The organism is Vibrio sp. MM46, from assembly GCF_027587135.1.
In the GTDB taxonomy this organism is placed as follows: Bacteria; Pseudomonadota; Gammaproteobacteria; order Enterobacterales; family Vibrionaceae; genus Vibrio; species Vibrio harveyi.
In genome coordinates this window covers 67,470-90,719 of sequence record NZ_JAPPTO010000017.1, presented here as the reverse complement: position 1 = coordinate 90,719, position 23,250 = coordinate 67,470, and the positions used below count along the sequence as shown (strand labels likewise).

The window sequence follows — 23,250 nt, the reverse complement described above, 5'->3', positions numbered from 1 at the left end:
AAAAGCACGACGCTTGAAAGGGAATTCTGTGTAATTTTAGAATTTGCTCACTGTTCGTCTGTATATCCAAGTATCTCAAGGTTATCTTGGGTGGCATTGTTGTAGGCTTGCGCAAATTGAAACTTGGGAATAGTTATGAATTTCGGTAGTATGCGCGCAAAACATTCACAGCGGATCCTGCGATGAGACACTTAAAAACAACTACGCACCCAGACATCGAACATTTGGATGACAAAATCATCTTTCAGCGTAATGCAGCACGTGCCATTGTGCTTGATGGTGAAGATGTTCTTCTCCTCTACACTGAACGTTACCACGACTACACTCTGCCGGGTGGTGGTATTGATGAAGGCGAAGACGTGATTGCAGGTTTGGTTCGTGAACTTGAAGAAGAAACTGGTGCGAAAAACATTCACAACATTAAGCCATTTGGTATCTTTGAAGAGTTTCTTCCTTGGTACAAAGACGATGCGGATGTGATGCACATGACGTCATACTGCTACACGTGCAAGATTGACCGTGAGCTAGGTGAAACGTCTTATGAAGATTACGAAGTGAAAAACGGCATGCGTCCAGTTTGGATGAATGTGCATGATGCGATTGCGCATAATGAAAAGACGATGGCAGAAAGCCCAAAGAAAGGAATGAGCATTGAACGCGAAACCTTCTTGCTCCAACTAATCGCAAAAGAGTTGTTGTAATCACCCTCCGATCAAAGTTGTAACTTCCAGCCAATAAAAAAGTCCGAGCTCCCCCCCGGAACCCGGACTTATTCCAGACGCGCAAGCGAAGCGTCATCTCGATATTCTGTATTTTGTTTCAATCTGTAAAAACAATAGCGGTTTTATATTTGTTGTGTAAATAATTAATAGGTCTAACCATTGCATTTCACTGAATTTGCACCCGTAATGTGATGCATCTCTACTCAATACACAAGCACAAATTGGTGAATTATCAGCAAACCACTGCTCTTTCTTATCTTTGAGATACATTACCTTAACTTTTATGCACGCGTTTGCATCGAGATCACGAGTTTGCAAATTGGCAGTACAGGATCTTGTATTTTTACGAACACCTGACATTGTCGAGTTTTAGTGATAGGTGTCACAATTCGACCAGAGGTGGTAATCGACTAAGGTCTATAAGCGGTTTGGTGTAGATAGATGACTGGTCGGAAAATAACAGCAAAGGCTGAAAAGAATCCGTACGAAGTTGTTGTACATCAACCAAGCGCTCTAGTGCGTAGAAGCGGTTGACGTACTCTTGTGTTTCATTGGGTAAAGTGAGCGCATCAAAATTTCGACTACCCGCATTTTTCATCGCCCTTGATACGCGTCCCTCGCCCGCGTTGTAAGCTGCTAGAGTCAGTGCCAAGTCTTGATCAAACTTCTCATACAGGAACGCCAAGTATTTCAACGCCGCTTGAGTGCTGGCTTTGGTATCAAACCGTTCATCATCGGTGTCTGATACTTGTAAACCAAATCGTGTCGCTGTGGCAGGGATTAATTGCCATAGACCCGCAGCATTCGCATGTGAGACGGCTTGAGGGTTATAAGACGATTCCAACATGGGCAACAAAACGAATGTGGGCGGTAACGACTGCTGCTTAAGCTGTTTGAAAATATGATCGAGCAATGGGCGAACAGAATCGAGACGTTTGGCAATTTGGCTCTGGTAGGGCGCGAGCACTTGATATTGTTGGGTAATGGTTTCTTCGTTGGGTTTGGCTATTGAGAGAGAAGAAAAGCAGGTGAGCCAAAACGCAAAAAAGCCCACAGTAATCGACCTGGATGGAGGAAGATTCTGTAGGCAAGGCGAGAATTGTTTAGAACGAACGCTCTTCATAAGTGTGTTGCACAGGTTGCTTGAGTTGACTGACCAACTCTTGGAACGCCGCAGAGCTTTGACCGTTGCTCTGATTGTCCGTTTGGCATTGTTTTACCAAGGTTTCCAACAGCGCCCATTGTTTTCTTGCTTGCGTGCCAATTTTAGCAGGCAGAGCATTGAAAATTCGATTCACACTGGTTTCGTTGCAAGGGAGTCCAAGCGAGCGCATCAACTGACTTCTTTCACTCGCCGAGCGACTAAGTCGATTCAAAATTGGCGTTTGCTTTTGAATGTTCTCGCTAAGCGATTCCCCATCAAACTTCAAATACAGCGTTTTTTGTTGCTGAATAAGCTCTAGCAATTGCTGGTAGAGTTTAATGTCTTCCGCTAGGGAACGAACAAATTGTTGAATGTGCTGCGATGCGGCCGTTGCCATGCATGACTCCTAGTGCGCTGCGTTACTCGTGACCAGTGTGGAACTGCATTACTGCTTTGGATAGTGCTTTGGTATCCAGATTCAGTTCACCACGTGCTAATGCGTTGCGGATCTCTTCAACCTTTGCCATATCTACGTCTGGCAGTGATTTCATTTCTGCTTGAGCGCGATCGATGGCGGCAGTGTTAGCTTGGAATGCTGGCTCGCTAGTTTTGCTCTGTGCGATGGTTTCGACAGGCTTCTTGCTTGCTTGCTGGAATTTCGTTTGTGGGACATGACCGCCCGCGACTTTGTCGATTTTCATGCTGTTGTCCTCAATCATCATGTTCTAAATCGAATAGGCGACTAGGGTGTGATGAACATTAAATATTTATTTTTTGTACTCGAAGTTCACCTGTGCTGACGAGTGTAAAAATCAAAAAATGATAACCTGAGTCCAAAATCAGAACTGAGTATGTACTTGATTTAACCCTGTCACGACTGCTCGTATCACTTTGCCAGAGCTGATGTTTTCTACATCGATCTGCTGACCTTTCCTTCCCTGTTCTAGGGCGACGCCTTTGGTACTGGCGCTAAATCCATCTTTGCTCGCAACAATAATCACCTCGTTGCCTTTCTCAACCAGAGCAGGGGAGCTTAGGTTTGAAGGATCAATAATTTGTCCGGCGCGAATACGGCGAGAGGTCTCCAATCCTACCGCTTGGCTCACTTGTGTGTAGAAGTCGTCTTGGCGCGAAATCGTGCGCGTTTCAGATTTTAAATGAGTCGCGGAGATCGTTTCGTTACGCCCAATTGTGCTGGTCGCAACGAGGACAGGGAGTGTCACTGCAGATTTGATTGTAACGTTGATTCGCCAAGGAGAGGTGATGTCCTCACAACTGACCGCGCGCTTCAAATTGCCAACAGGCAGTGGGCGATTATCTCGTCCTGCGATGACCAAAGGCGACGTACAGGCGGGCAAGTGATTGGCAGAACCCGGAACCCAAATACGATATTCGAGCTGATAGGTTCCCCAATGGTGTGAACGCGCGATTTGTGCGACTTCTTGCTCAAATTGTTCACTGACGGTGACTTTTAGTTCGTTCGCCGTGAGGGTTTTCTCAGCGGCAGCGGCACTTATCGAACTGGCACTCAAAACCAAACCACAAAGCAGCATAATTTGGGGAAATCGACCTTTCCCCTTGTTTTGAGTGGTTTCCGTAAACCGGAAGCGAGGCTTCCTTCCTTGTTTGTAATTCATTGATTTTTATAGTTAATTTTTATGGCACGCATCTTGTTTCATTCTTGGCGTATTCGAGCCGACTTGAAGGAAAGATGCATGGCGATCACATTCGAAAATGCGTTAGGTGTACATCCAGAGGCACTTAATTTTCGCGTTCAGCGTACCAAAGTCCTCGCCAGTAACCTAGCAAATGTTGATACCCCAGGGTACTTGGCAAAGGACCTGAGCTTCACCACCGTGATGAACAATATGTCGACGGGAAGTGTGAGCAAATCAGTGCCGAAGTTTCAGGTAGAGGCGCAATATTCAGTGCCTTACCAAAACAGCAAAGACGGCAACACCGTGGAACTTGGTGTTGAACAAGCCAAATTCACACAAAACAACATGGACTTTCAAACCAGCCTGACGTTTCTCAACATGAAATTCAGTGGCTTGGCGAAAGCGATTGAGGGACGTTAAACATGTCATTTACTGATATCTATTCGATCACTGGCTCAGCGATGACGGCGCAAACCGTTCGTCTGAACACGGTAGCCAGTAACCTTGCAAACGCCGATGCGGTGTCTGCCAACCCAGATGATGCCTACAAGGCACTTAAACCTGTGTTTGCAACTGTGTATCAAAAAACGCAAATGGCAACAGAGAACAGTGCTTATCCAAATGCAGAAGTTCGCATTGTGGATGTTGTGAAAAATGCAGGGCAGGCAGAGAAGCGCTTCGAACCTAATAACCCATTGGCAAACGATGAAGGTTACGTGTACTACCCGGATATTGATGTGGTGTCAGAAATGGCAGACATGATGTCAGCGACACGCAGCTTCGAGACCAATGTCGAGGTATTGGCGAATGTGAAAAGCATGCAGCAAGGTCTGCTTCGATTAGGGCAGGGTAGCTAATGAGTATCGCACAATACACCCCACTGTCTTCCGATAAGCCGGTAACAACCAAGTCTGGCAGTGACGCAAGTGTTTCCGCCAACCCATCAGATATGAACAGTGCCAGCTCACTGCAAAATGAGTTTATCTCGTTGATGGTGGCACAAATTCAAAACCAAGACCCACTAAACCCGTTAGACGGAACCGAGTACGTTGGTCAACTTGCGCAGTTTTCTCAGGTGCAGAGTACCGAAAACATGTCGAAGTTGATGCAAAACAGCATGGTGTTACTCGACAACATGCAAGTGCTTTCGACCGCTGGTTTGGTTGGTCAAACCGTGTACGTTTCATCGAATGAGTTTGAACTCGGTGAAGGCGCGCAAAACGGCAAGATAGAACTAGAACATGGTTCTAACCAAGTAACGCTAGTGGTGAAAGACCAGTTTGGTCAATCAACGAAAGTGCCTCTTGGCGCGCACGCTGCTGGTGATTTGGAATTCTCCATTAATCCTGAAGAGCTCGGTTTGAAACCGGGTAAGTACACCGTTGCGGTGGAAGTTCAAGATGGGCAGAAAAGCCCGAAAGTTTTGCTGGCAGGCACGGTTGAGCAGGTTCGTATTCCAAGCTCAGGTGGCTCAGCACTGGTCAATGTTCAAGGCGTTGGCAACGTTCCTTTCTATCAAATTACTCAGTTTGGTGCTTAACCAAATAAGGAAATCAGAGGTTATTTATGAGTTTTAACATCGCACTTAGTGGTCTGGACGCGACCAATACAGAATTGAACACCATCAGTCATAACATTGCTAACGCTTCGACGTATGGTTTCAAAGGCGGTCGTACCGAATTCGCGGCGGTTTACAACGGCATGCAGCCAGGCGGCGTAGAAGTGGCGTCAATCTCTCAGAACTTCGAAAAAAACGGTTCTGTAACGGGTACTGGCAGAGCAATGGACCTAGCAATTAACGGCAACGGTTTCTTTGTGACCAAAGACTCTATGGGTCAAATGCTCTACACCCGTGCTGGTGTATTTAGCACAGATAAGAACAATTTCGTTACCGCGAACAACGGAACCAAACTACAAGGCTACAGCGTTGACAACAATAATAACCTGCAAACAGGTTCAGTCGGCGATATCAAGGTATCCACTTCTTCTCTGAGTGCTAAAGCAACAAGCAGCTTAGAATTTGTTGCTAACTTCGATGCAAGTGCGACCAAGATTGATCAAGCGGTTTATCCATTTAATTCTTCGGACCCTAAATCATTCAACTCTTCTTACACCACCAAGGTTTTCGACTCGCTAGGCAATTCCCATACGGTGACTCAGTACTTCACTAAAACGTCAGATAACGAATGGCAAGTGAATGTAGAAGTGGATGGCGCGCCTACGACTCCTGCAACAGCTCAAACCGTTCAATTTAATACCGATGGTACGCTGGCTTCTCCTGCTGGCGCATTTAATGTGGCATTCCCAGCCGCGGGTGCAAACGCAATGAGCGTTGATATTAGCCTTTCAGGTAGTACTCAGTTTGGTGCTGCATTTGGCGTGAGCACCAATAATCCAAATGGTTACACATCGGGTGAACTTGCTGGCGTTCGAGTGGAAGACAACGGCATGGTTTACGCGACGTACACCAATGGTCAATCTCAACTTCAAGGTCAAGTAGTGCTTGCGGACTTTGCTAACACGCAAGGTCTATCGAAAGTGAGCGGTACCGCTTGGACACAAAGCTTTAGCTCTGGTGCGCCGATCATGGGCGTTCCGGGTACAGGTACACTGGGTGACCTTACTCCGGGTGCATTGGAAGGTTCTAACGTTGACTTAACCAGTGAGCTTGTCGCGCTAATGACGGCGCAGCGTAACTACCAAGCGAACGCCAAAACCATCTCAACCAACGACAAGCTAACTCAAGCTCTGTTCAACGCAGTGTAATGGGAGTATTGCATGGATAGCTTGTTATTTACTGCAACGTCTGGTGCGAGCCGAGTTCTTAAGGCTCAGCACGTTCGTTCTAACAACTTATCGAACGCCGACACCGCTGGTTTCCGTGCGGATATGGAACGTGTACGAAGCGTTGAATTGCAAGGTGCGGGCTTTGATGGTCGCACCATGGTAGTGACGAACTCTGCATCGACGCGTTTTGATTCTGGCGACATCATGAAAACGGGACGCCCCTTAGACGTTGCGATCATGGGTGAAGGCTACCTAACAGTAGAAACACCGGCTGGAAATGAGGCTTACACGCGTGCGGGTAACATCAAAATCGATACGTTTGGTGCCATGAGTATCAATGGATTTCCCGTTGTAGGTGAAAACGGACCAATGATCGTGCCTGATTTTCAAAAGATTGAGATCAGTGAGCGCGGTCGCGTGTCTGTGATCCCACCGGGCGGTGGTGCAGAAGTTGAAGTTGGCACTTTAAAAATGGTGAAACCTGCCATTAACCAACTTCAGAAAGAAAGCGACAGCTTACTGCACAGTGTTGATGGTGTGCCTTTTGTCGCTGATGAAACGGTGCAATTGGCACCAGAGCATATCGAAGGTAGTAACGTTTCAGCCATCGATGAACTACTCAGCGTGATGTCACTGACGCGCAACTTCGAGATGCAAGTTCGCATGATGAAAACCGCAGAAACCTTGGCGCAAGCCGGAAACAAATTGATGGCAGCGAGATAACACTTTTTGCTCAACGTAAATCGTGCTTCTAGATAATTCCTGCCACAAAGGAGATAACCAATGCATTCAGCATTATGGGTAAGTAAAACGGGCATGGCAGCTCAAGATACAAAAATGACTGCCATCTCGAACAACCTAGCAAACGTCAACACGGTCGGCTTTAAGCGTGACCGAGTAGTGTTTGAAGACCTGTTCTACAGCATTCAGCGTCAGCCAGGCGCGCAAGTGGACCAAGTTAACGAGCTACCAACCGGTGTTCAGTTGGGTTCTGGTGTTCGTGTTGTGGGGACGCAAAAAGTCTTCACACAAGGTAACACGCAAAACACGACTGGTGAGTTCGACTTGGCGGTAATGGGTCAGGGCTTTTTCCAAATCGAAAACTCTGACGGTCAGATCATGTACACCCGAAATGGTCAGTTCCATATCAACTCAGAAGGTTTGATGGTGAACAGTCAAGGTCTACCACTAGAGCCTCAAATTCAGATCCCAGATAACGCCATTTCATTCTCTGTTGGTGTGGATGGCACGGTAACAACCACGTCAGCAGATGACCCGACGCCGCAACAACTAGGGCAAATCACTCTGGCTAAGTTCATTAACCCAGCAGGCTTAGAAGCAGTGGGTGGCAACTTGTTCCGTGAAACAGCAGCAAGCGGACCAGCTGACGAGTTAATCGCAGGTGAAGATGGCGCGGGCAGCATTAAGCAAGGGGCTTTAGAAGGCTCTAACGTGCAAGTTGTTGAAGAGATGGTCGACATGATCACAACTCAGCGCGCATACGAAATGAACGCAAAAGTCGTTTCTGCAGCGGATGACATGCTGAAGTTTGTCGCACAGGCAATGTAGGTAAGAAATTGGTGATGATGAAGGAAAAAGCAATGAAATGGCTTTCGAAAAGTTGGGCAGTTGCCGTCGTGTTGCTGGTGGGATGTGCTGGGCGTCAGGAGTTTATTCCGCCTGAACCAAATGCAGAGGAATACGCGCCGCCGGTGTTGGATTACACCTTGCCAGAAGCAAACTCAGGTAGCCTTTATCGTCACCAATACACCATGACGTTATTCCAAGACCGACGTGCCTACCGTGTTGGTGATGTCTTGACGGTGCAGCTATCGGAAGAGACGGAATCCAGCAAAAAAGCAGGCACTAAGTTTGGTAAAAGCTCCACTGTAAATTTTGTTGCGCCAACCATTGGCACTAAAACCATCGATGAATTGGGTGTAAGCGTGGACGGTAGCCGTAATTTTGATGGCAGCGCTTCTAGTTCACAGGGCAACAAATTACAGGGTGCAATCACGGTTACTGTGCATGAAGTGCTACCAAATGGTGTGCTTCGTATTAGCGGTGAAAAGTGGTTGCGACTTAACCAAGGCGATGAATTTATTCGCCTAACTGGCATCGTGCGTGTTGATGATATCAACCGTAGCAACCAAGTTTCTTCTCAGCGTATTGCAGATGCTCGTATCACCTATGCAGGTCGCGGCGCATTAGCTGACAGCAATGCAGCTGGGTGGCTGACGCAGTTCTTCAACAGCCCATGGGTACCATTCTAATGAAGCCAATTAACGCATTCTTTTCTTCTTTCCTATTGGCATTGACCTTGGGACTTCCTGCCACTTCGCAAGCTGAAGTGGAAATTCCGATCATGGACTTGGTGGATGTTCAGGGCATCCGAGAAAACCAATTGGTCGGCTACGGTTTGGTAGTGGGCTTGGCAGGTCAAGGTGACCGGAACCAAGTCAAATTCACTGCTCAATCGATTACCAACATGTTACGCCAATTTGGTGTACAAATTGATGACAGCATGAACCCGAAACTACGTAACGTGGCATCGGTGAGTGTTACTGCATCGGTAGATCCAATGGCGGGACCTGGTCAAACACTCGACGTCGTAGTCTCTTCAATTGGTGACGCGAAAAGCTTACGTGGCGGTACGCTATTACTTACACCACTGCGCGGTATTGATGGTGAAGTTTATGCCATCGCTCAAGGTAGTGTGGTAGTTGGCGGCTTATCGGCAGAAGGCAAAAGCGGCTCCAAGGTAGAAGTGAACACACCAACTGCAGGTCGTGTTCCAAACGGTGCAACGTTGGAGCGAGAAATCGAAACAGACTTTAACCAGCGTGGTGAAATCACGTTAAACCTTCGTAAACCAAGTTTCACTACCGCAAAAAACATCGCCCGCGAAATCAACAACACCTTTGGTCCAAATGTAGCGAAAGCAATCAACAAAGCACGCGTTGAAATGCGAGCACCAATGGATACCCAGCAGCGTGTAACCATGATGTCGATGCTAGAAGAGATGAGCGTGGAAGAAGGTCGTAAACCGGCTCGAATTGTTTTCAACTCTCGTACTGGCACCGTTGTCATCGGTAAAAATGTCAAAGTGGGCGAAGCGGCAGTTAGCCACGGTAACTTGACTGTCCGTATATCGGAATCGCAGCAAGTTAGCCAGCCGAACGCCTTTGCTGGTGGTGATACAAAAGTCATAGATCAAACGCAAATTAACGTTGATGAAGAGCTTGCGCAAATGGTGATATGGCCGCCGGGAACGGAGCTGAACACCATCGTCAATGCAGTGAATAGCTTAGGTGCAACACCGACGGATCTGATGTCGATTCTGCAAGCGCTCAGTGAAGCGGGTGCGTTGAATGCCGAGCTTGTCGTGATTTAAGGAGTTTGAGATGAAATTAGATACCAGTAACGATCAAGCCAAACTGAGCTCCATGTTGTATCACGACAATAGTGCGCTAGCGAACATCAAGAGAAGCCGTGATCAAGAAGGTGCCTTGGAAGTGGTTGCAGGTCAGTTTGAAGCCATGTTTCTGCAAATGGTGCTTCGTCAAATGCGCAGCAGTAGTGACGTGTTGGCTGACAAAGACAGTCCGTTTGCTAGCCAACAACAAGGTGTGTTTCGCGATATGTATGACGGTCAACTGGCAATGGAGCTTGCTAAAAAGCAAAATGCGGGCATTGCCAATATGCTGGTTCAACAGCTAAGCCCATCAATGCGTGAGGTAGCATTCGACCAATCACGCAGTATCTCTTCGGCGAATGATGGAAAAGTGACCTCGCTTGAACGCAAGTCACAACTTGAAAGTGATGATATCGCCACAGTCACTGATGCAGTTAATTCCGTGCAGCAAGTGGTCGCCTCTGTTAAACAAGTGCTCGGTGAAGCCGGTATGACGACCGCGTTTACTCAGCCGCTGATCAGAAAAATGGAGCTGTAAATGAACCTTGTTAATATCGGCCTTTCAGGCTTGAACGCAAACCAAGTCGCACTTGAAGTGACGGCACAAAACGTGGCAAACATCAATACGCCAGGATACAGCCGTCAACAAGCGCTTATGGCATCTGTAGGGGATGGTAAGTACAACAAGCTCAGTCCGGGCATTGGTGTTGAAGTCACAAGTATTCGCCGCGTAACAGACCAGTTTTTGGTCAAACAGACTTGGTCGACAAACAGCCTAGCGTCATACTCAAGTGGTTACACTACCGCAATGAGCCAGCTTGAAAGTACGCTTGGCGCTGATGGTTTTAGTATTTCTGCGGGCTTGGATTCGCTTAACGCAGCTTTGAATGATGCCACAGTAAAACCAGAATCAATTCCATACCGTCAGCAAATTATCAACGAATCAGAAGCGTTAGCGCGTCGCTTCAATACGTTAACCGAGTCGCTTCATAATCAGCATAAAGACATGAGTGAGCAACGTAATGCGGCGTTAAATCATGCCAATAGCTTGATGACGAACATTGCTCACATAAACAAACAGATTGTCGAAATGCAGGGAACGGGCGGTAACCCGGCTCAGCTAATGGATACTCGTGATGTTTTGATTGGTGAGCTCTCTCAGATCGTTGAAATCAAGACAACGGATCAAGCTGATGGAAGCATGCAAGTGACACTCGCTTCAGGTCAGCCTTTGGTGATGGGGACTGATTACGGTCAGCTAACGTCGAAGCCAAATCCTTCCGATCCTTATCTTGCTGATTTAAATGTTGAGTTTGCTTCTCAAAGTTTTGGTCTCGATCAATCTGTCGGCGGCAAATTGGGAGCGATTAACGACTATCAAACAGAAATCCTAATGCCAAACCAAGTGGCACTGGACGATATGGCAAAGGCGATGGCAGACGAGTACAACGCGGTACTTGCGACGGGTAAAGACCTTAAAGGTAACCCGGGTAAACCTTTGTTCAGTTACGACCCAGCAAACCCTTCATCTAGCTTAAAAATTACGGGAATCAGCGCAGAGGAATTGGCATTCTCAAGTGATGGCGCGCCAGGTAATGCCGACGTACTGAATAACTTGATTAAGTTGAGCAACAAACCGGTCTCCATTACAGGTTTTGGTTCTTTGAGCTTGAACGATGCATTTACCGCAATGGTTGGTGAAACGGCGATTAAAGCGCGCCAAGCTGCGGCAGATTATGAAGCAAAAACCGCAATGAACAAGCAAGCTCACGCGGCACGCGATAATGTTAGTGCGGTTAACAGTAATGAAGAAGCGGCGAACTTGATGACGTTTGCTAACGCACACAATGCCAATATGAAAGTCATTAGCACAGCTAACCAACTTTTCGATGCTGTATTGCAGCTTTTCTAAAGGGAACTCGATATGCGAATCAGTGACACTCAATTTAGCCAAATGATGCTGCAAAGTCTGCAAACCAACAACGCAGGCTTGGGGAATGTGCTACAACAAATGTCGACAGGTAATCGACTGACCAAGCTTTCAGACGATCCAATGGCGTCCATTAAGCTACTTAACCTTGAGCGTGAAAACAGCGCAATCGGTCAGTACCAAAGCAATATTGCCAATCTGAAAACGACGCTTTCTGCGCAAGAAACACATTTGGATTCTGTGAATGAAAGCCTGAAAAGTGTTCGCGATTTGGTGCTTTGGGGGGCAAATGGCTCGTTAACCGATGATGACCGCAGCGGCATGGTTACCGAACTAAAAAGCTACCGAGACGCCATACAGTCGTCCTTTAATGCACAAGACGAAGAAGGTCATTACTTGTTTTCAGGCACTCAAACCGACAAACCAGCGGTGAGTAACGGGGGCGGTGTTTACCAAGTAGACGGCAACAGCGATAAGCGTGTTGTGACGGTTGCTAAAGGCGTCACCATGGAATCCAACATGACCGCTAAAGACATTTTAGAGCTTGGCAGTGGCGACAATGTGCTGAACCAACTTGATGCTTTAATTGCAGAATTTGAGAAGCCGAGTCCGAATTTTCGAGCTGAAGTGGACGCTAGCCTTGCTGCCATTGATGATACCTCTGCAAACGTATTAGGTGCTATCACAGAGATTGGTGGACGCCACAACAACCTAGATCTGATGGATGGAGCTCACGGCGAAAATAAGCTGTTTGTTGATAAAGTGACGAACGATTTGTCTGCGCTCGATTACGGTGAAGCATCAGTACGTTTGAGCAACTACATGGCAGCGTTACAAGCAACGCAAGCTAGCTACGTTAAGATCAACGATCTCAACCTGTTTGATCGTATTTAAGGAAGTTTTATATGGTGATGAGCACAGTAGAGGTAAGACCCCACAGTATACGCTTAGGTGGGCAAGAACAAGCCTCTATCATGCCGACCCGCTCAGCGGATACGAGCAGTGCGATTAAACCGCGTCCTAGGCAAGTTCAGGCTGACACCGCGTCAGCCTATTCTGTTTCCGGTATTCAGCTTACTCAAGGTCAGCAACAAGCAACCGCTGTGCAGATCGCATCAAAATCGCTGCAAGTGATTGGTAGAGAGCTGACTCAAATTAAGCGAGGTTTGACCCAAGCCGTTAGCCAAGGAACACAGAACGTCCCCGGTTTGCAAGACAGCTTAGTTCGCTCCAAAACGTCCATTCAACAAGTGGTTGATCAGGCGCGTTTTGATGGACAAAAGGTGATTGATAACGAACTGCACCTAAAACTGGATAAAGCCGATATTCGCCGCTTCTCTATCCCGGGTTTGAACGTACATCGTTTGAGTGAAAAAGCAGAGCAAATTCGCTTGGATTTTCCGCAGGGTCAATCGGTGATGATCCAGTTTGACGGTCAGGCGGATGGTGCGCGTACGGTGAAAATGCTCGATCGCAGTTTGATTGCGATGGGAATGCGCGCATCACTGGCGGAAGACGGCACTATTTTATTTGAAGCGCGCGATACTGCTTATCAGCAAATGCAGCAAAAGGTATTGGTGACGGGTGAAGGGCATCGATTCCCAGCGGGGCACGCTAATGTTCTGAACCTAAAATCGGAACCTGACGGTATTGCAGAGTTAAGCTTTGACCTAGGTTCTCGCGATGGCATCAAACAAACTATTGCCAAGGTGAATCAGCATTTAAGACAAGTGCAAACCAGTTTGGAAGAAGCCAAAGCTTTTCACGGTGAGTTGAGTGCTCAGATGCGTTCGGTGCAAAGTAAATCTAACCAGATGAGTGCTGAGGATGTGAATTCGAAACTCGATGGATTTATGGCAACGTCAGATCAATTTACCTCAACGTTCCAAGCGCTAAATGCACAAGCGAATGTGCGTCGCCATACGGTTGTGGCGCTCCTGAAATAACCTTTCAAGAACACTCCAAGATTCCCTTCTCGATTCTATATGTGGTTTCAAAAACCAGAAAAGAGTTGGGAATCGCCTTTCTAGTTCGCGATTAAAAGAGAGATTCCAGACACTTAATTCCTCAACTCTGAAAAGACGATCATTAGGCGCGTATTCCGCTTTAGAATTCGTCAACCGCTCAATACTCTTCTGGGTCATTCCCGAGAGCGACGTCGGGAATCTCTTTCTTTGTTCAAACACTATTCTGCTTGCTCAACAGGTCCTGCAACCGAACGATGGAGTTTTTGGAACAACCACCCAAGTCCAATCAGTGACGCCCCTAACCCCAAGAAGCTAACCGCTCGCCAGAAGCCATCTAGTGAGCTTACATCCCACAAGAACACCTTAAGCGCGATGCACGCCAACACTGCCAAACCAATGCGTTGAATCGTCATCGCTTTACGTGTTGCGCCTACCCAAGTGAGTAAGCCGCCGACAATCAAACCAGCAATCGAGTAGGTAAACAGCTCTGCCATACCCGTTGGTTGAGCTAGCGTCATCGAGATAGGCTGCCAGAATTGGCGAATCGACATACCTAGCCAAGCTGCCGTTAATATAAGACCAAAGCTAGCAACAATAGGACGTGGGATTTGCAATGTGTCCCAGTGTTTGTAAGTAGTTACTAGCAAAATAATTGCAGGCAGTAGCCAGCCGAGTGATAGCATGTTAAATACAGGCATGGACTCAGCGGAAACATTATTGACCATCAACGGTGATTCAAGGCTATTGAGTAGCAACACCAACACAACAAAGACGCCCCAAAGTAGGTAGCTGTAAGCTTGATAAACACGTTCTAATTGTTGCGCGAACTTGCTGCGATAGCTGTAAACCAATCCCATCACTAATGCTTGGTTGGCAAACACAATGGCAGAAGTGAAATCGACGTAGCCAAGGTAGCCGTATTGCCCCGTCAGCCAGTAGTTGGTCTGAGTGAACACTGCCATCAAGAACACGTGTAAAAATGCACCTTCAAACCAATTGGCGAGTTCTGTATCTGAGTGATGTAATACAGTACGAGCGTAAGCAAGAATCGCCAAAGACGGCAAGTAACTGATCAATACCCAAGCCCAGTGCCCAGCATTAACGGGTTGCCACTCTGGAATGAATGGTAGCAAAGTCAGACGCATGACCAAGATCCCCATGGTAACTTTCACTGCCCAACTTGCAGGGCGGAACAGGTTGGCTTGAGTCTGTAATGCCATTACTGCCACTTGAATCGAAATGGCAGTCGTAAGCCATGTGTCATTGAGCCAAACAAAAGCCGTTCCTGCAATGATGGCGTGCATGATAGCTGAACACTCCAGCGCCAGAGCTTTGAATTTCTGTCCGAGTAAGGCGTAATAAACCGCAATCACGGCGGTGAAGAGTGTCCAAGCAAAAACATGACGACTCATAAACTCGTACGCGTAGAGCAGGGTAATCAATGTCATTGCTGGGGCAAGAACAAGGAAGAGGATACCGGTCAGCCGTGAGTGATCACCTGCTAGTGTCTGGAATAACGTTCGCAGTGCAATCAACGCAATACTGACACCGAGCGCAACCAATACTGGTGTTTGCCCCTCTGCCATATAGATAGACTCAAGCGCGATAGAAAGCAGCATGATTGCGGTAGAAGCCACCAAAATTGATGGTAAAAAGATTCTTAACGACCAAGCCTTTCGAACGGCTGGTAGCCAAATCATGGCAATAAAGAACACATAGAAGTAAACCATCTCTGCGGTATCAACGCTGGACATGCGAGCCAATGCCGACAGCATTAACAATGTGACAGCCAGAGCAATGCCTGTTGGCGGATGTGTCCACTTACCTTGGCAATGACGGTAACGCGGTTTGAGCATCCAGCCCATTCTTGGTACGACAAACAACAGGTACAAACTGAGTGAAAGGAAGAGCGTAAGCCAAGAGAATAGTTGCTCTATTGGTATGCTTTCGATCAGCAGAAGCATCCACAAAACATGCGGCACGGTCATCGATGGTGAAATCCAAGCGTGTCGGATCTTTTGCATTAACAAAGTCGCTGCAACTGAAATCGCAGTGATATAGCCCGCGAGCAAGTAATAGTTGGGCTCTGCGCCGCCAATCCACAGGGGCGCGGAGTAGCCGCCGATCAAACCAAGTACAGCCATTAAAGGTCCCTGGCGCAGGGAGAGAGCTAAGCTCGAAAATGCGGCGCCCGCTAAGATCAGCAGCGATGCACTAGGCGATAATAGTTGATAGAAGACAAACGCAAAGATCACCGTGCAGTAAATCCCTGTTAACCCTGTTCCGGTAATGGCAGCAGGCACGTAAGTAAAACCTTTCGCTCGTTCTGCTCGGTCTGAGGATTTTTGCTCACGGCGATGGAACCACTCACCTGCTATCACGGTAGCAAGGGAGATTGAGAATGCGATGGTCACGCGCATGATTGGTGAGAACTCGATATGACTGCCAATCACTTGCACGAGGTAACCGCCACCAATCAGCATGGCGAGCGCGCCAACCCAAACTAACCAATTTTCTTGGATGTTGGTCAGCAGTTTATTGGCTTGCTTCTCAAAAACGGATTCACTGCTATGGGCTAAACCACCAATGTGCACTTCGTCGAGTGACGGGAGGCTCGGCTCAACAATTGGTTGTGGCATTTCTTTGGCGGCTAGAGGCGCAGTTATTGGCTCTGGATCTGATTTAGGCTCCGGATCATTAGGTGGTACGAGACTGTCTGGTGGTGTTGACGCATGCAGTGCTGCTGTAACCTTATGCTCAGGCTGTGGAGTCGTTGATGTATCTCCCTCAAACCAACGCGCACGCAGCTCTGTCAGTTCTTTATGAAGCAGAGACACTTCGTCTTCGAGCCTTGATATTCGACCGACTGCTTTCCATGTGATGACTATGGCACAAACCGCCAAGATGACCGCCAATGAGATTAACAACTGTTGCACTCCCTTCCTTGTTTGAGAACCCTTAACTTTGAGCAACTTAGCTAAGTTTAGTTCACTGTGTGGCAAGCTAACGGGATATATACCCAAGTGACTTCAAGATGCAGGATTCAGAGCGTTGTCATTGATTCTCTGTTTTTACCGAAAGCAAGCAAGGAAAACAACGTAGCGTAATAGCCCGCTCTTTCCAAGTTGTTTGACGCAGCAATCGGGTCAATGACACGCTCCCAAAGGGCGAGTTGACTGGGTTTGTATACTTTGTTGTCGATTCTTGATTTAGACCCGCTAGACCTTTAAATCGCCGCCGCGTCTACAAACCCAGTCATTCTCGCTGAACCGAGCATCTCGAGGTTACTTGGGTATACAACACAGACCGAGAATTTTGAGGGAGAGTCGCATATTTGAACGAAAACTGGCGGAGCATTCACACTAAACTAATCTTTTTTATAGAGTTAATTGGTTTTGGGCGAAAGCTCACCATAACAATAACAAATTAGGTGATGATAAATGCAAGTGGGCAACGAGGCGCTGGTGCTGTCGGCGGTTGGGGTTATCGGTTTAGGTTGTCAATGGTTGGCGTGGCGAATGCGCTTACCTGCCATTCTGTTCTTGCTATTAGCAGGGATCATTGTTGGTCCGATTCTACAATGGCTCAATCCAGATGACATTCTCGGGGATTTACTCTTCCCCTTAGTTTCCCTCGCTGTGGCGGTGATTCTATTTGAGGGCAGTTTAACCCTTAACTTTAAAGAGATCCGTGGTGTGAGCGGTTCGGTGTGGAGCATCGTGTCTGTCGGCGCAATCATCTCTTGGGTGGCAACCAGTGTGGCGACGCACTATTTCCTTAACTTTACTTGGGAGCTTGCGATTTTATTCGCCAGTTTAACCGTAGTTACTGGTCCAACGGTGATCGTACCATTGCTAAGGACCGTGCGCCCAAGCTCCAAACTTGCCAATATTCTGCGTTGGGAAGGCATTCTCATTGACCCACTAGGCGCGCTGTTTGTGGTGATGGTGTACGAGTTTATTGTCTCGCACAATGCCGTAAACAGTATCGAAGTATTCGGTACCATCATTGCGGTGGGTTTGATTCTTGGTGTTGCCTCCGGTGCTGCGGTATCTACCGTTTTGCGCCGAGCTTGGTTGCCGGAATACCTTCAGCCATTTGCGGTATTGATGGTGGTGCTCGGTGTGTTCTCGATTTCTAACCAAATGGAATCGGAAGCAGGGCTACTGACGGTTACCGTTATGGGCATGTGGTTAGCAAATGCAAAGGGCATCAACATTCAGCAGATCCTGCACTTTAAAGAACACTTAACCATCTTGTTGATCACCGGGTTGTTCATCTTCTTAGCGGCTCGAATCAGTCTTGATGACTTTGCCGCGCTTGGCATTGGTGCGGTAATGTTGTTTGTTTTCATGCAGTTGGTATCGCGTCCACTTTCGATTTTCGCTTCAACTATTCGCAGTAACTTAACCTTCAAGGATAAGCTGTTCCTCTCTTGGGTTGCGCCGCGCGGTATTGTTGCAGCATCCATCTCGTCTCTGTTTGCTATCAAGCTGACAGAATATGGCATTTCAGAAGCCATGCTGTTGGTGCCAATGACCTTCATGGTGATCATCGGCACCGTGGTACTACAAAGTGCTACGGCTCGCCCTATGGCTAAAGTGTTGGGCGTGGCTGAGCCAGCACCGAGAGGCTTTCTATTGATTGGCGCAAACCGAGTGGCGCAAGAGATAGGAAAAGCACTGGCGAGATACGATCGCAAAGTTCTGCTCACCGATTCTAACTGGGATTACATCAGCCAAGTTCGCATGTTGGGCTTAGACCATTACTACGGTAACCCGATCTCTAGCCATGCGGATGATAACCTGAATCTAATTGGCATTGGGCAAGTTGTGGCACTGACGCCAGACCAACACTTCAATATCATGGCTTGTATGCAATTTGTCGGCGAGTTTGGCGAAGATAAAGTACATTGCCTGCAGAAAACCAAATCTAACGGCAATGAAAAACACTCGGTTGCCGAAGAGTATCACGGCAAATTGCTGATGGGTGGCAACGTCAGTTACACCCAAATGGCAAGTTTGTTGAGCCAAGGGGCAGAAATCAAACACACCAAGCTAAGCGAGAGTTTCACCTACCAAGATTACCTTGATCACCACAAAGACAATTTGGTGATTCCGCTTTTCCATGTTGAAGAGAAGGGCAAAATTCAATTCTGTGATGATCCAGACCAGTTCAAACCGCCTACAACCAGCACTGTGGTGGCGCTTATTCAATCGGTCGAGACTCAATAGCTCAAATGGCGTATAGAACTGCCACTCTTGGCACATCGGAGTGGCAACATTGTTAATCGTTACCCAAGCTTAATAGAGCAGTGAGGCGCAGTGTTTTAAACGCTGCTCCGTAATATGATTCCTTAGTCATAAGACCAGAGCCTACAAGGCTCGATTCGGCGAATAAATTGTTCAATTTCCGAATTTTCGCATTGACGTAAATGACAAGGATCGCAATACTGCGCGACTGTTTTACTTTAGGGTGACATTATGGCTCCGCAATCTAATCGAAAAGACTTACATTTAGACGCTGTTTTACATCATGAAATGAACATGAAAAGCAAAACGGCGGGCTTTGAGTCTGTCGAATTTGAGCATTGCGCATTGCCTGAATGTGACTTTAACACCATCGATCTTTCGAGCGAGTTTCTTGGTCATTCATTGGCGTTGCCGTTTTTGATCAGTTCGATGACTGGCGGCGCAAAAGACGCAGAAATCATCAACTGTCGTTTGGCAGAAGCGGCTAGTGAAATGGGCATTGCGATGGGGGTTGGCTCACAGCGAGTGAGCCTAGAAGACAGCCTACATTCAGGTCTGGGTAAAACCATTCGTGATCTCGCCAAGAGCGTGCCTTTGTATTCCAACCTGGGTGCCGCTCAACTGAGAGACAAACAACGTCTCGACAACGCCCAACGTGCGGTCGACTTTATCCAAGCGGACGCTTTATTTGTGCATCTCAACCCTATGCAAGAAGCTTTTCAACAGAATGGCGACCATGATTGGATTGGTGTGCTTAAATCGATTGAGCAGCTAAAACAGCGCATTGATGTCCCGATGATCATCAAAGAGGTGGGTTTTGGCATCAGTGGCGCAGTGGCGAAACAACTTGTCGAAGTGGGCGTGGATGCGATTGATGTTGCAGGCGCTGGTGGTACAAGTTGGTCAGCGGTCGAAGGTTACTGTCAGACAGACAATAAGATGCAGCGCGCAGCTGAGTTGTTTCGTGACTGGGGCATTCCAACGGCTAAGTGTTTAGAGCAAATTCACGCTCAATACCCTGACTTACCTTTAATTGCGTCTGGCGGCGTGCATAACGGCTTAGAAGCCGCGAAGGCGATACATCTGGGTGCCAATCTAGTTGGGCAAGCTGGTGCGGTATTAAAAGCCGCAACAATCAGCACACAGTCTGTTGTCGATCACTTTGAACAAATGGCATTAGAGCTGCGTTTAGCGTGCTTTGGTACCGGCTCTGTAAATCTCCAAGCATTGACCCAAGCTCGTCGTCTTTAGCTCAACGGCTAATATTTACTCGCTTATTGATACAGTTAGGTTGATTTCGCCGAATTTCACGTCTTTTACAGAGTGAACGTCGATAAATTGTCTGAGTCTTAACACTTGCGCTGATATTTTGGGTATAGTCCATTCATCAATTGAAAGTGGAACCTGAATTTATGAAAAAATTGGTAATGCTACTGCTAGCGGCAACAGCGCTTACCGCATGTACTGACGAAGTGGGCACAGAAGCTTGGTGTAAAGACATGCGTGACAAGTCTAAAACAGAGTGGACCGCTGATAACGCAGTAGATTTTGCAAAGCACTGCGTTCTGCAAGATGGCATCGGTAGCGAGCAGTGGTGTAAGAACCTAAAAGACAAGCCGAAAGGTGAGTGGACGGCAAACGAAGCGACAGACTTTGCTAAACACTGTGTGTTCTAAATTGACCGAACAAAAATGAGAAAGCCGAGCACTATGCTCGGCTTTTGTGTTTCTGTTTCTTTACTTCCAATTTCTCGTTCCATTTTTGCAAACCTGACTTACTTATCTTTATTTCGTTGTATGGGACTGGCATGGTTACCGTAATTCCAATAAGAGAAGGACTAAAAAATGGAAGTACTCAAAGGTTCATGTCTGTGTGGCAAGGTAAAAATCGAAGTTGCGGATGAATTCAAATACATGGGCAATTGTCACTGTTCTGAATGCCGCAAGTTTACGGGCTCTGACTATTCATCGGCGGGAGGTGTTGCACTCGACAAGCTGATAGTTATCGAAGGTGAAGAGCATATCCAAACCTATCAGAAGAGCGCAAATACCGAACTCTCATTCTGCCGTCATTGCGGATCTAGCCTCTATTCGAAAAAGAACAACGGTATTGTGAATGTTCGTTTAGGTATCCTTGACGATATCCCTGCCGACAAACCGAGTTTCCACATTTTTGTCGGTTCGAAAGCGCCATGGAATGAGATTACTGATGAGCTTAAACAGTTTGAAGCGGAGCCTAAGCTATAGGTCGGTTTCTTGCTGCGTTTAGTACAAAATCGCTAAGGATTTAAAGTTGTGAGATAGAGCCACTCAATTGAGTGGCTTTTTGCTTTTGAGTGGCAGTAATATCCGACACTATACGATTAGTTAATATCGACAGTTTTTTGGGAGAACATCAGTGAGCGAAGAATACAACCAAGCCATTTCTAAGCACTACGCGGCTTATCGTCCGCCACTGCATCAAGTGATTTTGCAAGCCAATTTGGAAGAGTTACCTCAGTTTCAATTGGGGTTGGATATCGGCTGCGGCACGGGCGTATCGACGTTTGCTTTGGCTAAGTTCTGTCAGCAGGTTCATGGGGTTGACCCGAGCACATCAATGATTGAACAAGCCAAACCATCAGTAAGTATTGAATATCATGTTGGTGACGGTGAACACGTACCTCTTTCAGACAGTAGCGTGGATGTGGTGACGTTTGCTGGCTCGCTCTCTTATGCAAAGTCAACGGCTTTATTGGCAGAGCTACAGCGTGTTTGCCAGCCTAAAGCACATGTCGTGGTTTATGATTTTGAAGTGCTGCTAGAAAAATCTCTTGAGCAGCTTGGTATCGAGATGGACTTGGTTGAATCCAACTACGACCATGCTATCAACTTCAGTGATTGTGAAGGGTTTCAAGCGGTCAACGTTTATAAAGAGACAGTAGAGTTAGAAGTCAGTGCAGAAGAACTGGCGCATGTGTTGTTCTCGTCTTCTAAGCGATACTCCAAGTTAGCGGAAGCATTTGCAGGAGATGACCCATTTGTAAACGCTGTTGAAGCGCTGAAACAGCATAACCAAAAGCATGTTATCCAAGCGGATACTTATTTCGCGATGTACCAAATCAACATCTAATGCTCTTGTCCTATGAACCCTCTTAAGACCGCTAATTCAGCGGTCTTTTTGTTTGTATATTTTGTGAAATACACGCGCTTTTTACCTTGTTTGTGAACTTGCGGTCAGATTTTTGGTAAATGTTTCATTTGTAAGTAAATCCAAGTGAAAGTGCGGTTTGGCTCTAATTTTGAAGGCGAGCGCTTATGATAGTCTCACGTCAATCTTGGCGCAGAATTTCAGTCACTGTGTGGCTGTTCATCGGTCTGTTGTTCAGTTACCGAATTTCATTATTACTTTTAGGCTGTAGGAAATCATCATGGCGAAGGCATTAAAAATCGAGTCAGGGCGTTACCTAAATATGGATCATGTTGTGACGTTCTCGCTTGCGAATGATTTCATTGAAATTACCGCGGCAATTGAGACTTTTACATCGATTCATATTGGTATTGAAGGCAAAACTGATTACGCCGACTACTTCGTTTCAATCCAAGACTTCCACCGCATTAAGCGTGAATTGTGTGATTACATGGGCATTGATGACCCTTCGCTATTAGTTGACTAATCACTCAAAAATGACAATAAGATTACAGAGGCAGTATGCAATGCTGCAACTTGTAGTCTACGTTTTAACAACCACTGGCTAGGGTGAGCAACAATACGGCGGCGAAGATCGCCCGTTCACCAAATACAATAAGGGACGTTATGTCTGACAAATACATTGCAATGATCCAAGACTTTTTTCAGGTGTTTGAAGCCCTGAATCAACATGTCTTGGACTCCCACGGTGAATTGGCAACGTGGGAGACCCAATTGGTAAGGCTTGATATTAACCAAGGTGATAAAGAAAAGTCGTATGACGTGGCGCAGATTGCCGGCATGCTTAACTTTTCTGAAGATGCAGTAAAATCATTCTTAGTGATATACAGCTTCTTAAGTAACAATCTTTATGATCTCATTGGTAATCGTGAATACGAAGATTGGGGGACGGACGGCGATAGCCTACAAGTTGAGTACTCTGATCTTACTATTGAATCATTTTATGCCGATCAAATTGCGCCACTGATGGAGCGAAGAGTGTACTTCGAGTGGACATTTGATGCGTTACAACGGTCGTATGATGAAATGATGGCGATTAGCCACGGTAGAATAGCTTAGCCGTTGGTTAAACAGTTAAGTTAATATAAAAACAAAAGCCGCTCGTTTTAGCGGCTTTTGTTTTTAGGGCTTTCAAGTATTTCTGTTTCCTCTTCTTACAACTCTTGAATTAAAATCTATTGGCTTA

General features: G+C 46.8%; 25 protein-coding genes. 20 read left to right on the top strand and 5 right to left on the bottom strand.

The annotated features are described in order from the left end of the window. Positions 1–182: 182 nt before the first annotated feature. Positions 183–701 (top strand): NUDIX hydrolase, encoded by a 519-nt coding sequence (locus OH459_RS18745; RefSeq protein WP_269988040.1) that lies wholly within the window; start codon positions 183–185, stop codon positions 699–701. 403 nt (positions 702–1,104) lie between these two features. Here the strand turns inward: OH459_RS18745 and OH459_RS18740 are convergent, their stop codons facing one another. From OH459_RS18740 to flgA, 4 genes are all read right to left on the bottom strand, one after another. Further along, positions 1,105–1,782, bottom strand: coding sequence for a lytic transglycosylase domain-containing protein (locus OH459_RS18740; RefSeq protein WP_033002550.1), 678 nt, complete (start codon positions 1,780–1,782; stop codon positions 1,105–1,107). 43 nt (positions 1,783–1,825) lie between these two features. Next, on the bottom strand, positions 1,826–2,263 hold the full coding sequence (flgN, locus tag OH459_RS18735) for a flagellar export chaperone FlgN (protein ID WP_005445383.1): 438 nt from the start codon (positions 2,261–2,263) through the stop codon (positions 1,826–1,828). Between the two features lie 22 nt (positions 2,264–2,285). After that, complete coding sequence (flgM, locus tag OH459_RS18730; protein WP_026000156.1) at positions 2,286–2,567, bottom strand: flagellar biosynthesis anti-sigma factor FlgM; 282 nt, start codon at positions 2,565–2,567, stop codon at positions 2,286–2,288. A gap of 138 nt (positions 2,568–2,705) precedes the next feature. Further along, positions 2,706–3,503: a flagellar basal body P-ring formation chaperone FlgA gene (flgA, locus tag OH459_RS18725; protein WP_017188579.1), complete on the bottom strand. Its 798-nt coding sequence runs from the start codon at positions 3,501–3,503 to the stop codon at positions 2,706–2,708. Between the two features lie 78 nt (positions 3,504–3,581). On the opposite strand from flgA, the gene flgB reads away from it, so the two are divergent. From flgB to OH459_RS18665, 12 genes are read left to right on the top strand one after another with little or no spacing between them, the layout of a single operon-like run. Then, on the top strand, positions 3,582–3,944 hold the full coding sequence (gene flgB, locus OH459_RS18720) for a flagellar basal body rod protein FlgB (RefSeq protein WP_005445380.1): 363 nt from the start codon (positions 3,582–3,584) through the stop codon (positions 3,942–3,944). A 2-nt stretch (positions 3,945–3,946) separates the two neighbouring features. Then, entirely contained in the window at positions 3,947–4,381 is a 435-nt protein-coding gene (flgC, locus tag OH459_RS18715) for a flagellar basal body rod protein FlgC (protein WP_005445378.1), read from the top strand. After that, positions 4,381–5,064, top strand: coding sequence for a flagellar hook assembly protein FlgD (flgD, locus tag OH459_RS18710; RefSeq protein WP_005445377.1), 684 nt, complete (start codon positions 4,381–4,383; stop codon positions 5,062–5,064). The genes flgC and flgD overlap by 1 nt, the downstream gene beginning before the upstream one ends. Positions 5,065–5,090: 26 nt before the next feature. Then, positions 5,091–6,290: a flagellar hook protein FlgE gene (flgE, locus tag OH459_RS18705; RefSeq protein ID WP_005445376.1), complete on the top strand. Its 1,200-nt coding sequence runs from the start codon at positions 5,091–5,093 to the stop codon at positions 6,288–6,290. 12 nt (positions 6,291–6,302) lie between these two features. Next, positions 6,303–7,034 carry a flagellar basal-body rod protein FlgF gene (flgF, locus tag OH459_RS18700; protein WP_029789141.1) on the top strand — a complete coding sequence of 244 codons (732 nt, stop codon included), beginning with the start codon at positions 6,303–6,305 and terminating at the stop codon, positions 7,032–7,034. A gap of 60 nt (positions 7,035–7,094) precedes the next feature. Then, positions 7,095–7,880: a flagellar basal-body rod protein FlgG gene (gene flgG, locus OH459_RS18695; protein ID WP_005445374.1), complete on the top strand. Its 786-nt coding sequence runs from the start codon at positions 7,095–7,097 to the stop codon at positions 7,878–7,880. Between the two features lie 32 nt (positions 7,881–7,912). Then, positions 7,913–8,584, top strand: a complete 672-nt coding sequence (flgH, locus tag OH459_RS18690; protein ID WP_009696916.1) for a flagellar basal body L-ring protein FlgH — start codon at positions 7,913–7,915, stop codon at positions 8,582–8,584. Further along, on the top strand, positions 8,584–9,705 hold the full coding sequence (locus OH459_RS18685) for a flagellar basal body P-ring protein FlgI (RefSeq protein WP_005445371.1): 1,122 nt from the start codon (positions 8,584–8,586) through the stop codon (positions 9,703–9,705). The genes flgH and OH459_RS18685 overlap by 1 nt, the downstream gene beginning before the upstream one ends. 10 nt (positions 9,706–9,715) lie before the next feature. After that, positions 9,716–10,264 (top strand): rod-binding protein, encoded by a 549-nt coding sequence (locus tag OH459_RS18680; RefSeq protein ID WP_005445370.1) that lies wholly within the window; start codon positions 9,716–9,718, stop codon positions 10,262–10,264. Then, positions 10,265–11,638 carry a flagellar hook-associated protein FlgK gene (gene flgK, locus OH459_RS18675; protein WP_269988033.1) on the top strand — a complete coding sequence of 458 codons (1,374 nt, stop codon included), beginning with the start codon at positions 10,265–10,267 and terminating at the stop codon, positions 11,636–11,638. It begins immediately after the preceding gene. A 12-nt stretch (positions 11,639–11,650) separates the two neighbouring features. Continuing rightward, positions 11,651–12,550: a flagellar hook-associated protein FlgL gene (gene flgL, locus OH459_RS18670; protein ID WP_005445368.1), complete on the top strand. Its 900-nt coding sequence runs from the start codon at positions 11,651–11,653 to the stop codon at positions 12,548–12,550. 11 nt (positions 12,551–12,561) lie between these two features. Continuing rightward, a complete protein-coding gene (locus OH459_RS18665) occupies positions 12,562–13,602 on the top strand; it encodes a hypothetical protein (protein WP_005445367.1) in 1,041 nt (346 codons plus the stop codon). A gap of 239 nt (positions 13,603–13,841) precedes the next feature. Here the strand turns inward: OH459_RS18665 and OH459_RS18660 are convergent, their stop codons facing one another. Beyond that, positions 13,842–16,559 carry a DUF2339 domain-containing protein gene (locus OH459_RS18660; protein WP_269988031.1) on the bottom strand — a complete coding sequence of 906 codons (2,718 nt, stop codon included), beginning with the start codon at positions 16,557–16,559 and terminating at the stop codon, positions 13,842–13,844. Between the two features lie 504 nt (positions 16,560–17,063). Between OH459_RS18660 and OH459_RS18655 the strand changes: the two genes are divergently transcribed. The 7 genes from OH459_RS18655 (at position 17,064) to OH459_RS18625 (ending at position 23,123) form a co-directional block, all read left to right on the top strand. Further along, complete coding sequence (locus tag OH459_RS18655) at positions 17,064–18,857, top strand: cation:proton antiporter (RefSeq protein ID WP_269988029.1); 1,794 nt, start codon at positions 17,064–17,066, stop codon at positions 18,855–18,857. A 249-nt stretch (positions 18,858–19,106) separates the two neighbouring features. Continuing rightward, positions 19,107–20,126: a type 2 isopentenyl-diphosphate Delta-isomerase gene (gene fni / locus OH459_RS18650; RefSeq protein ID WP_269988027.1), complete on the top strand. Its 1,020-nt coding sequence runs from the start codon at positions 19,107–19,109 to the stop codon at positions 20,124–20,126. Between the two features lie 161 nt (positions 20,127–20,287). Continuing rightward, positions 20,288–20,551, top strand: a complete 264-nt coding sequence (locus tag OH459_RS18645; RefSeq protein ID WP_053050442.1) for a DUF3012 domain-containing protein — start codon at positions 20,288–20,290, stop codon at positions 20,549–20,551. Between the two features lie 168 nt (positions 20,552–20,719). Then, positions 20,720–21,121: a GFA family protein gene (locus OH459_RS18640; RefSeq protein ID WP_009696921.1), complete on the top strand. Its 402-nt coding sequence runs from the start codon at positions 20,720–20,722 to the stop codon at positions 21,119–21,121. A gap of 151 nt (positions 21,122–21,272) precedes the next feature. Beyond that, positions 21,273–21,986 (top strand): class I SAM-dependent methyltransferase, encoded by a 714-nt coding sequence (locus tag OH459_RS18635; RefSeq protein ID WP_017817323.1) that lies wholly within the window; start codon positions 21,273–21,275, stop codon positions 21,984–21,986. Between the two features lie 298 nt (positions 21,987–22,284). Next, entirely contained in the window at positions 22,285–22,530 is a 246-nt protein-coding gene (locus OH459_RS18630) for a hypothetical protein (RefSeq protein ID WP_017188587.1), read from the top strand. A 140-nt stretch (positions 22,531–22,670) separates the two neighbouring features. Further along, a complete protein-coding gene (locus tag OH459_RS18625; protein WP_005445358.1) occupies positions 22,671–23,123 on the top strand; it encodes a hypothetical protein in 453 nt (150 codons plus the stop codon). The last annotated feature ends 127 nt before the right edge of the window (positions 23,124–23,250 follow it).

What these genes read in the sequence shown, in the direction of transcription:
- flgN (WP_005445383.1), bottom strand. Translation starts at nt 2,263, where the DNA reads ATGGCAACGGCCGCATCGCAGCACATTCAACAATTTGTTCGTTCCCTA.
- flgD (WP_005445377.1), top strand. Translation starts at nt 4,381, where the DNA reads ATGAGTATCGCACAATACACCCCACTGTCTTCCGATAAGCCGGTAACA.
- flgH (WP_009696916.1), top strand. Translation starts at nt 7,913, where the DNA reads ATGAAATGGCTTTCGAAAAGTTGGGCAGTTGCCGTCGTGTTGCTGGTG.
- OH459_RS18640 (WP_009696921.1), top strand. Translation starts at nt 20,720, where the DNA reads ATGGAAGTACTCAAAGGTTCATGTCTGTGTGGCAAGGTAAAAATCGAA.
- OH459_RS18630 (WP_017188587.1), top strand. Translation starts at nt 22,285, where the DNA reads ATGGCGAAGGCATTAAAAATCGAGTCAGGGCGTTACCTAAATATGGAT.
- flgF (WP_029789141.1), top strand. Translation starts at nt 6,303, where the DNA reads ATGGATAGCTTGTTATTTACTGCAACGTCTGGTGCGAGCCGAGTTCTT.
- flgA (WP_017188579.1), bottom strand. Translation starts at nt 3,503, where the DNA reads ATGAATTACAAACAAGGAAGGAAGCCTCGCTTCCGGTTTACGGAAACC.
- flgK (WP_269988033.1), top strand. Translation starts at nt 10,265, where the DNA reads ATGAACCTTGTTAATATCGGCCTTTCAGGCTTGAACGCAAACCAAGTC.
- OH459_RS18680 (WP_005445370.1), top strand. Translation starts at nt 9,716, where the DNA reads ATGAAATTAGATACCAGTAACGATCAAGCCAAACTGAGCTCCATGTTG.
- flgB (WP_005445380.1), top strand. Translation starts at nt 3,582, where the DNA reads ATGGCGATCACATTCGAAAATGCGTTAGGTGTACATCCAGAGGCACTT.
- flgM (WP_026000156.1), bottom strand. Translation starts at nt 2,567, where the DNA reads ATGAAAATCGACAAAGTCGCGGGCGGTCATGTCCCACAAACGAAATTC.
- flgE (WP_005445376.1), top strand. Translation starts at nt 5,091, where the DNA reads ATGAGTTTTAACATCGCACTTAGTGGTCTGGACGCGACCAATACAGAA.
- OH459_RS18655 (WP_269988029.1), top strand. Translation starts at nt 17,064, where the DNA reads ATGCAAGTGGGCAACGAGGCGCTGGTGCTGTCGGCGGTTGGGGTTATC.
- flgC (WP_005445378.1), top strand. Translation starts at nt 3,947, where the DNA reads ATGTCATTTACTGATATCTATTCGATCACTGGCTCAGCGATGACGGCG.
- fni (WP_269988027.1), top strand. Translation starts at nt 19,107, where the DNA reads ATGGCTCCGCAATCTAATCGAAAAGACTTACATTTAGACGCTGTTTTA.
- OH459_RS18745 (WP_269988040.1), top strand. Translation starts at nt 183, where the DNA reads ATGAGACACTTAAAAACAACTACGCACCCAGACATCGAACATTTGGAT.
- flgG (WP_005445374.1), top strand. Translation starts at nt 7,095, where the DNA reads ATGCATTCAGCATTATGGGTAAGTAAAACGGGCATGGCAGCTCAAGAT.
- OH459_RS18665 (WP_005445367.1), top strand. Translation starts at nt 12,562, where the DNA reads ATGGTGATGAGCACAGTAGAGGTAAGACCCCACAGTATACGCTTAGGT.
- OH459_RS18685 (WP_005445371.1), top strand. Translation starts at nt 8,584, where the DNA reads ATGAAGCCAATTAACGCATTCTTTTCTTCTTTCCTATTGGCATTGACC.
- flgL (WP_005445368.1), top strand. Translation starts at nt 11,651, where the DNA reads ATGCGAATCAGTGACACTCAATTTAGCCAAATGATGCTGCAAAGTCTG.
- OH459_RS18645 (WP_053050442.1), top strand. Translation starts at nt 20,288, where the DNA reads ATGAAAAAATTGGTAATGCTACTGCTAGCGGCAACAGCGCTTACCGCA.
- OH459_RS18625 (WP_005445358.1), top strand. Translation starts at nt 22,671, where the DNA reads ATGTCTGACAAATACATTGCAATGATCCAAGACTTTTTTCAGGTGTTT.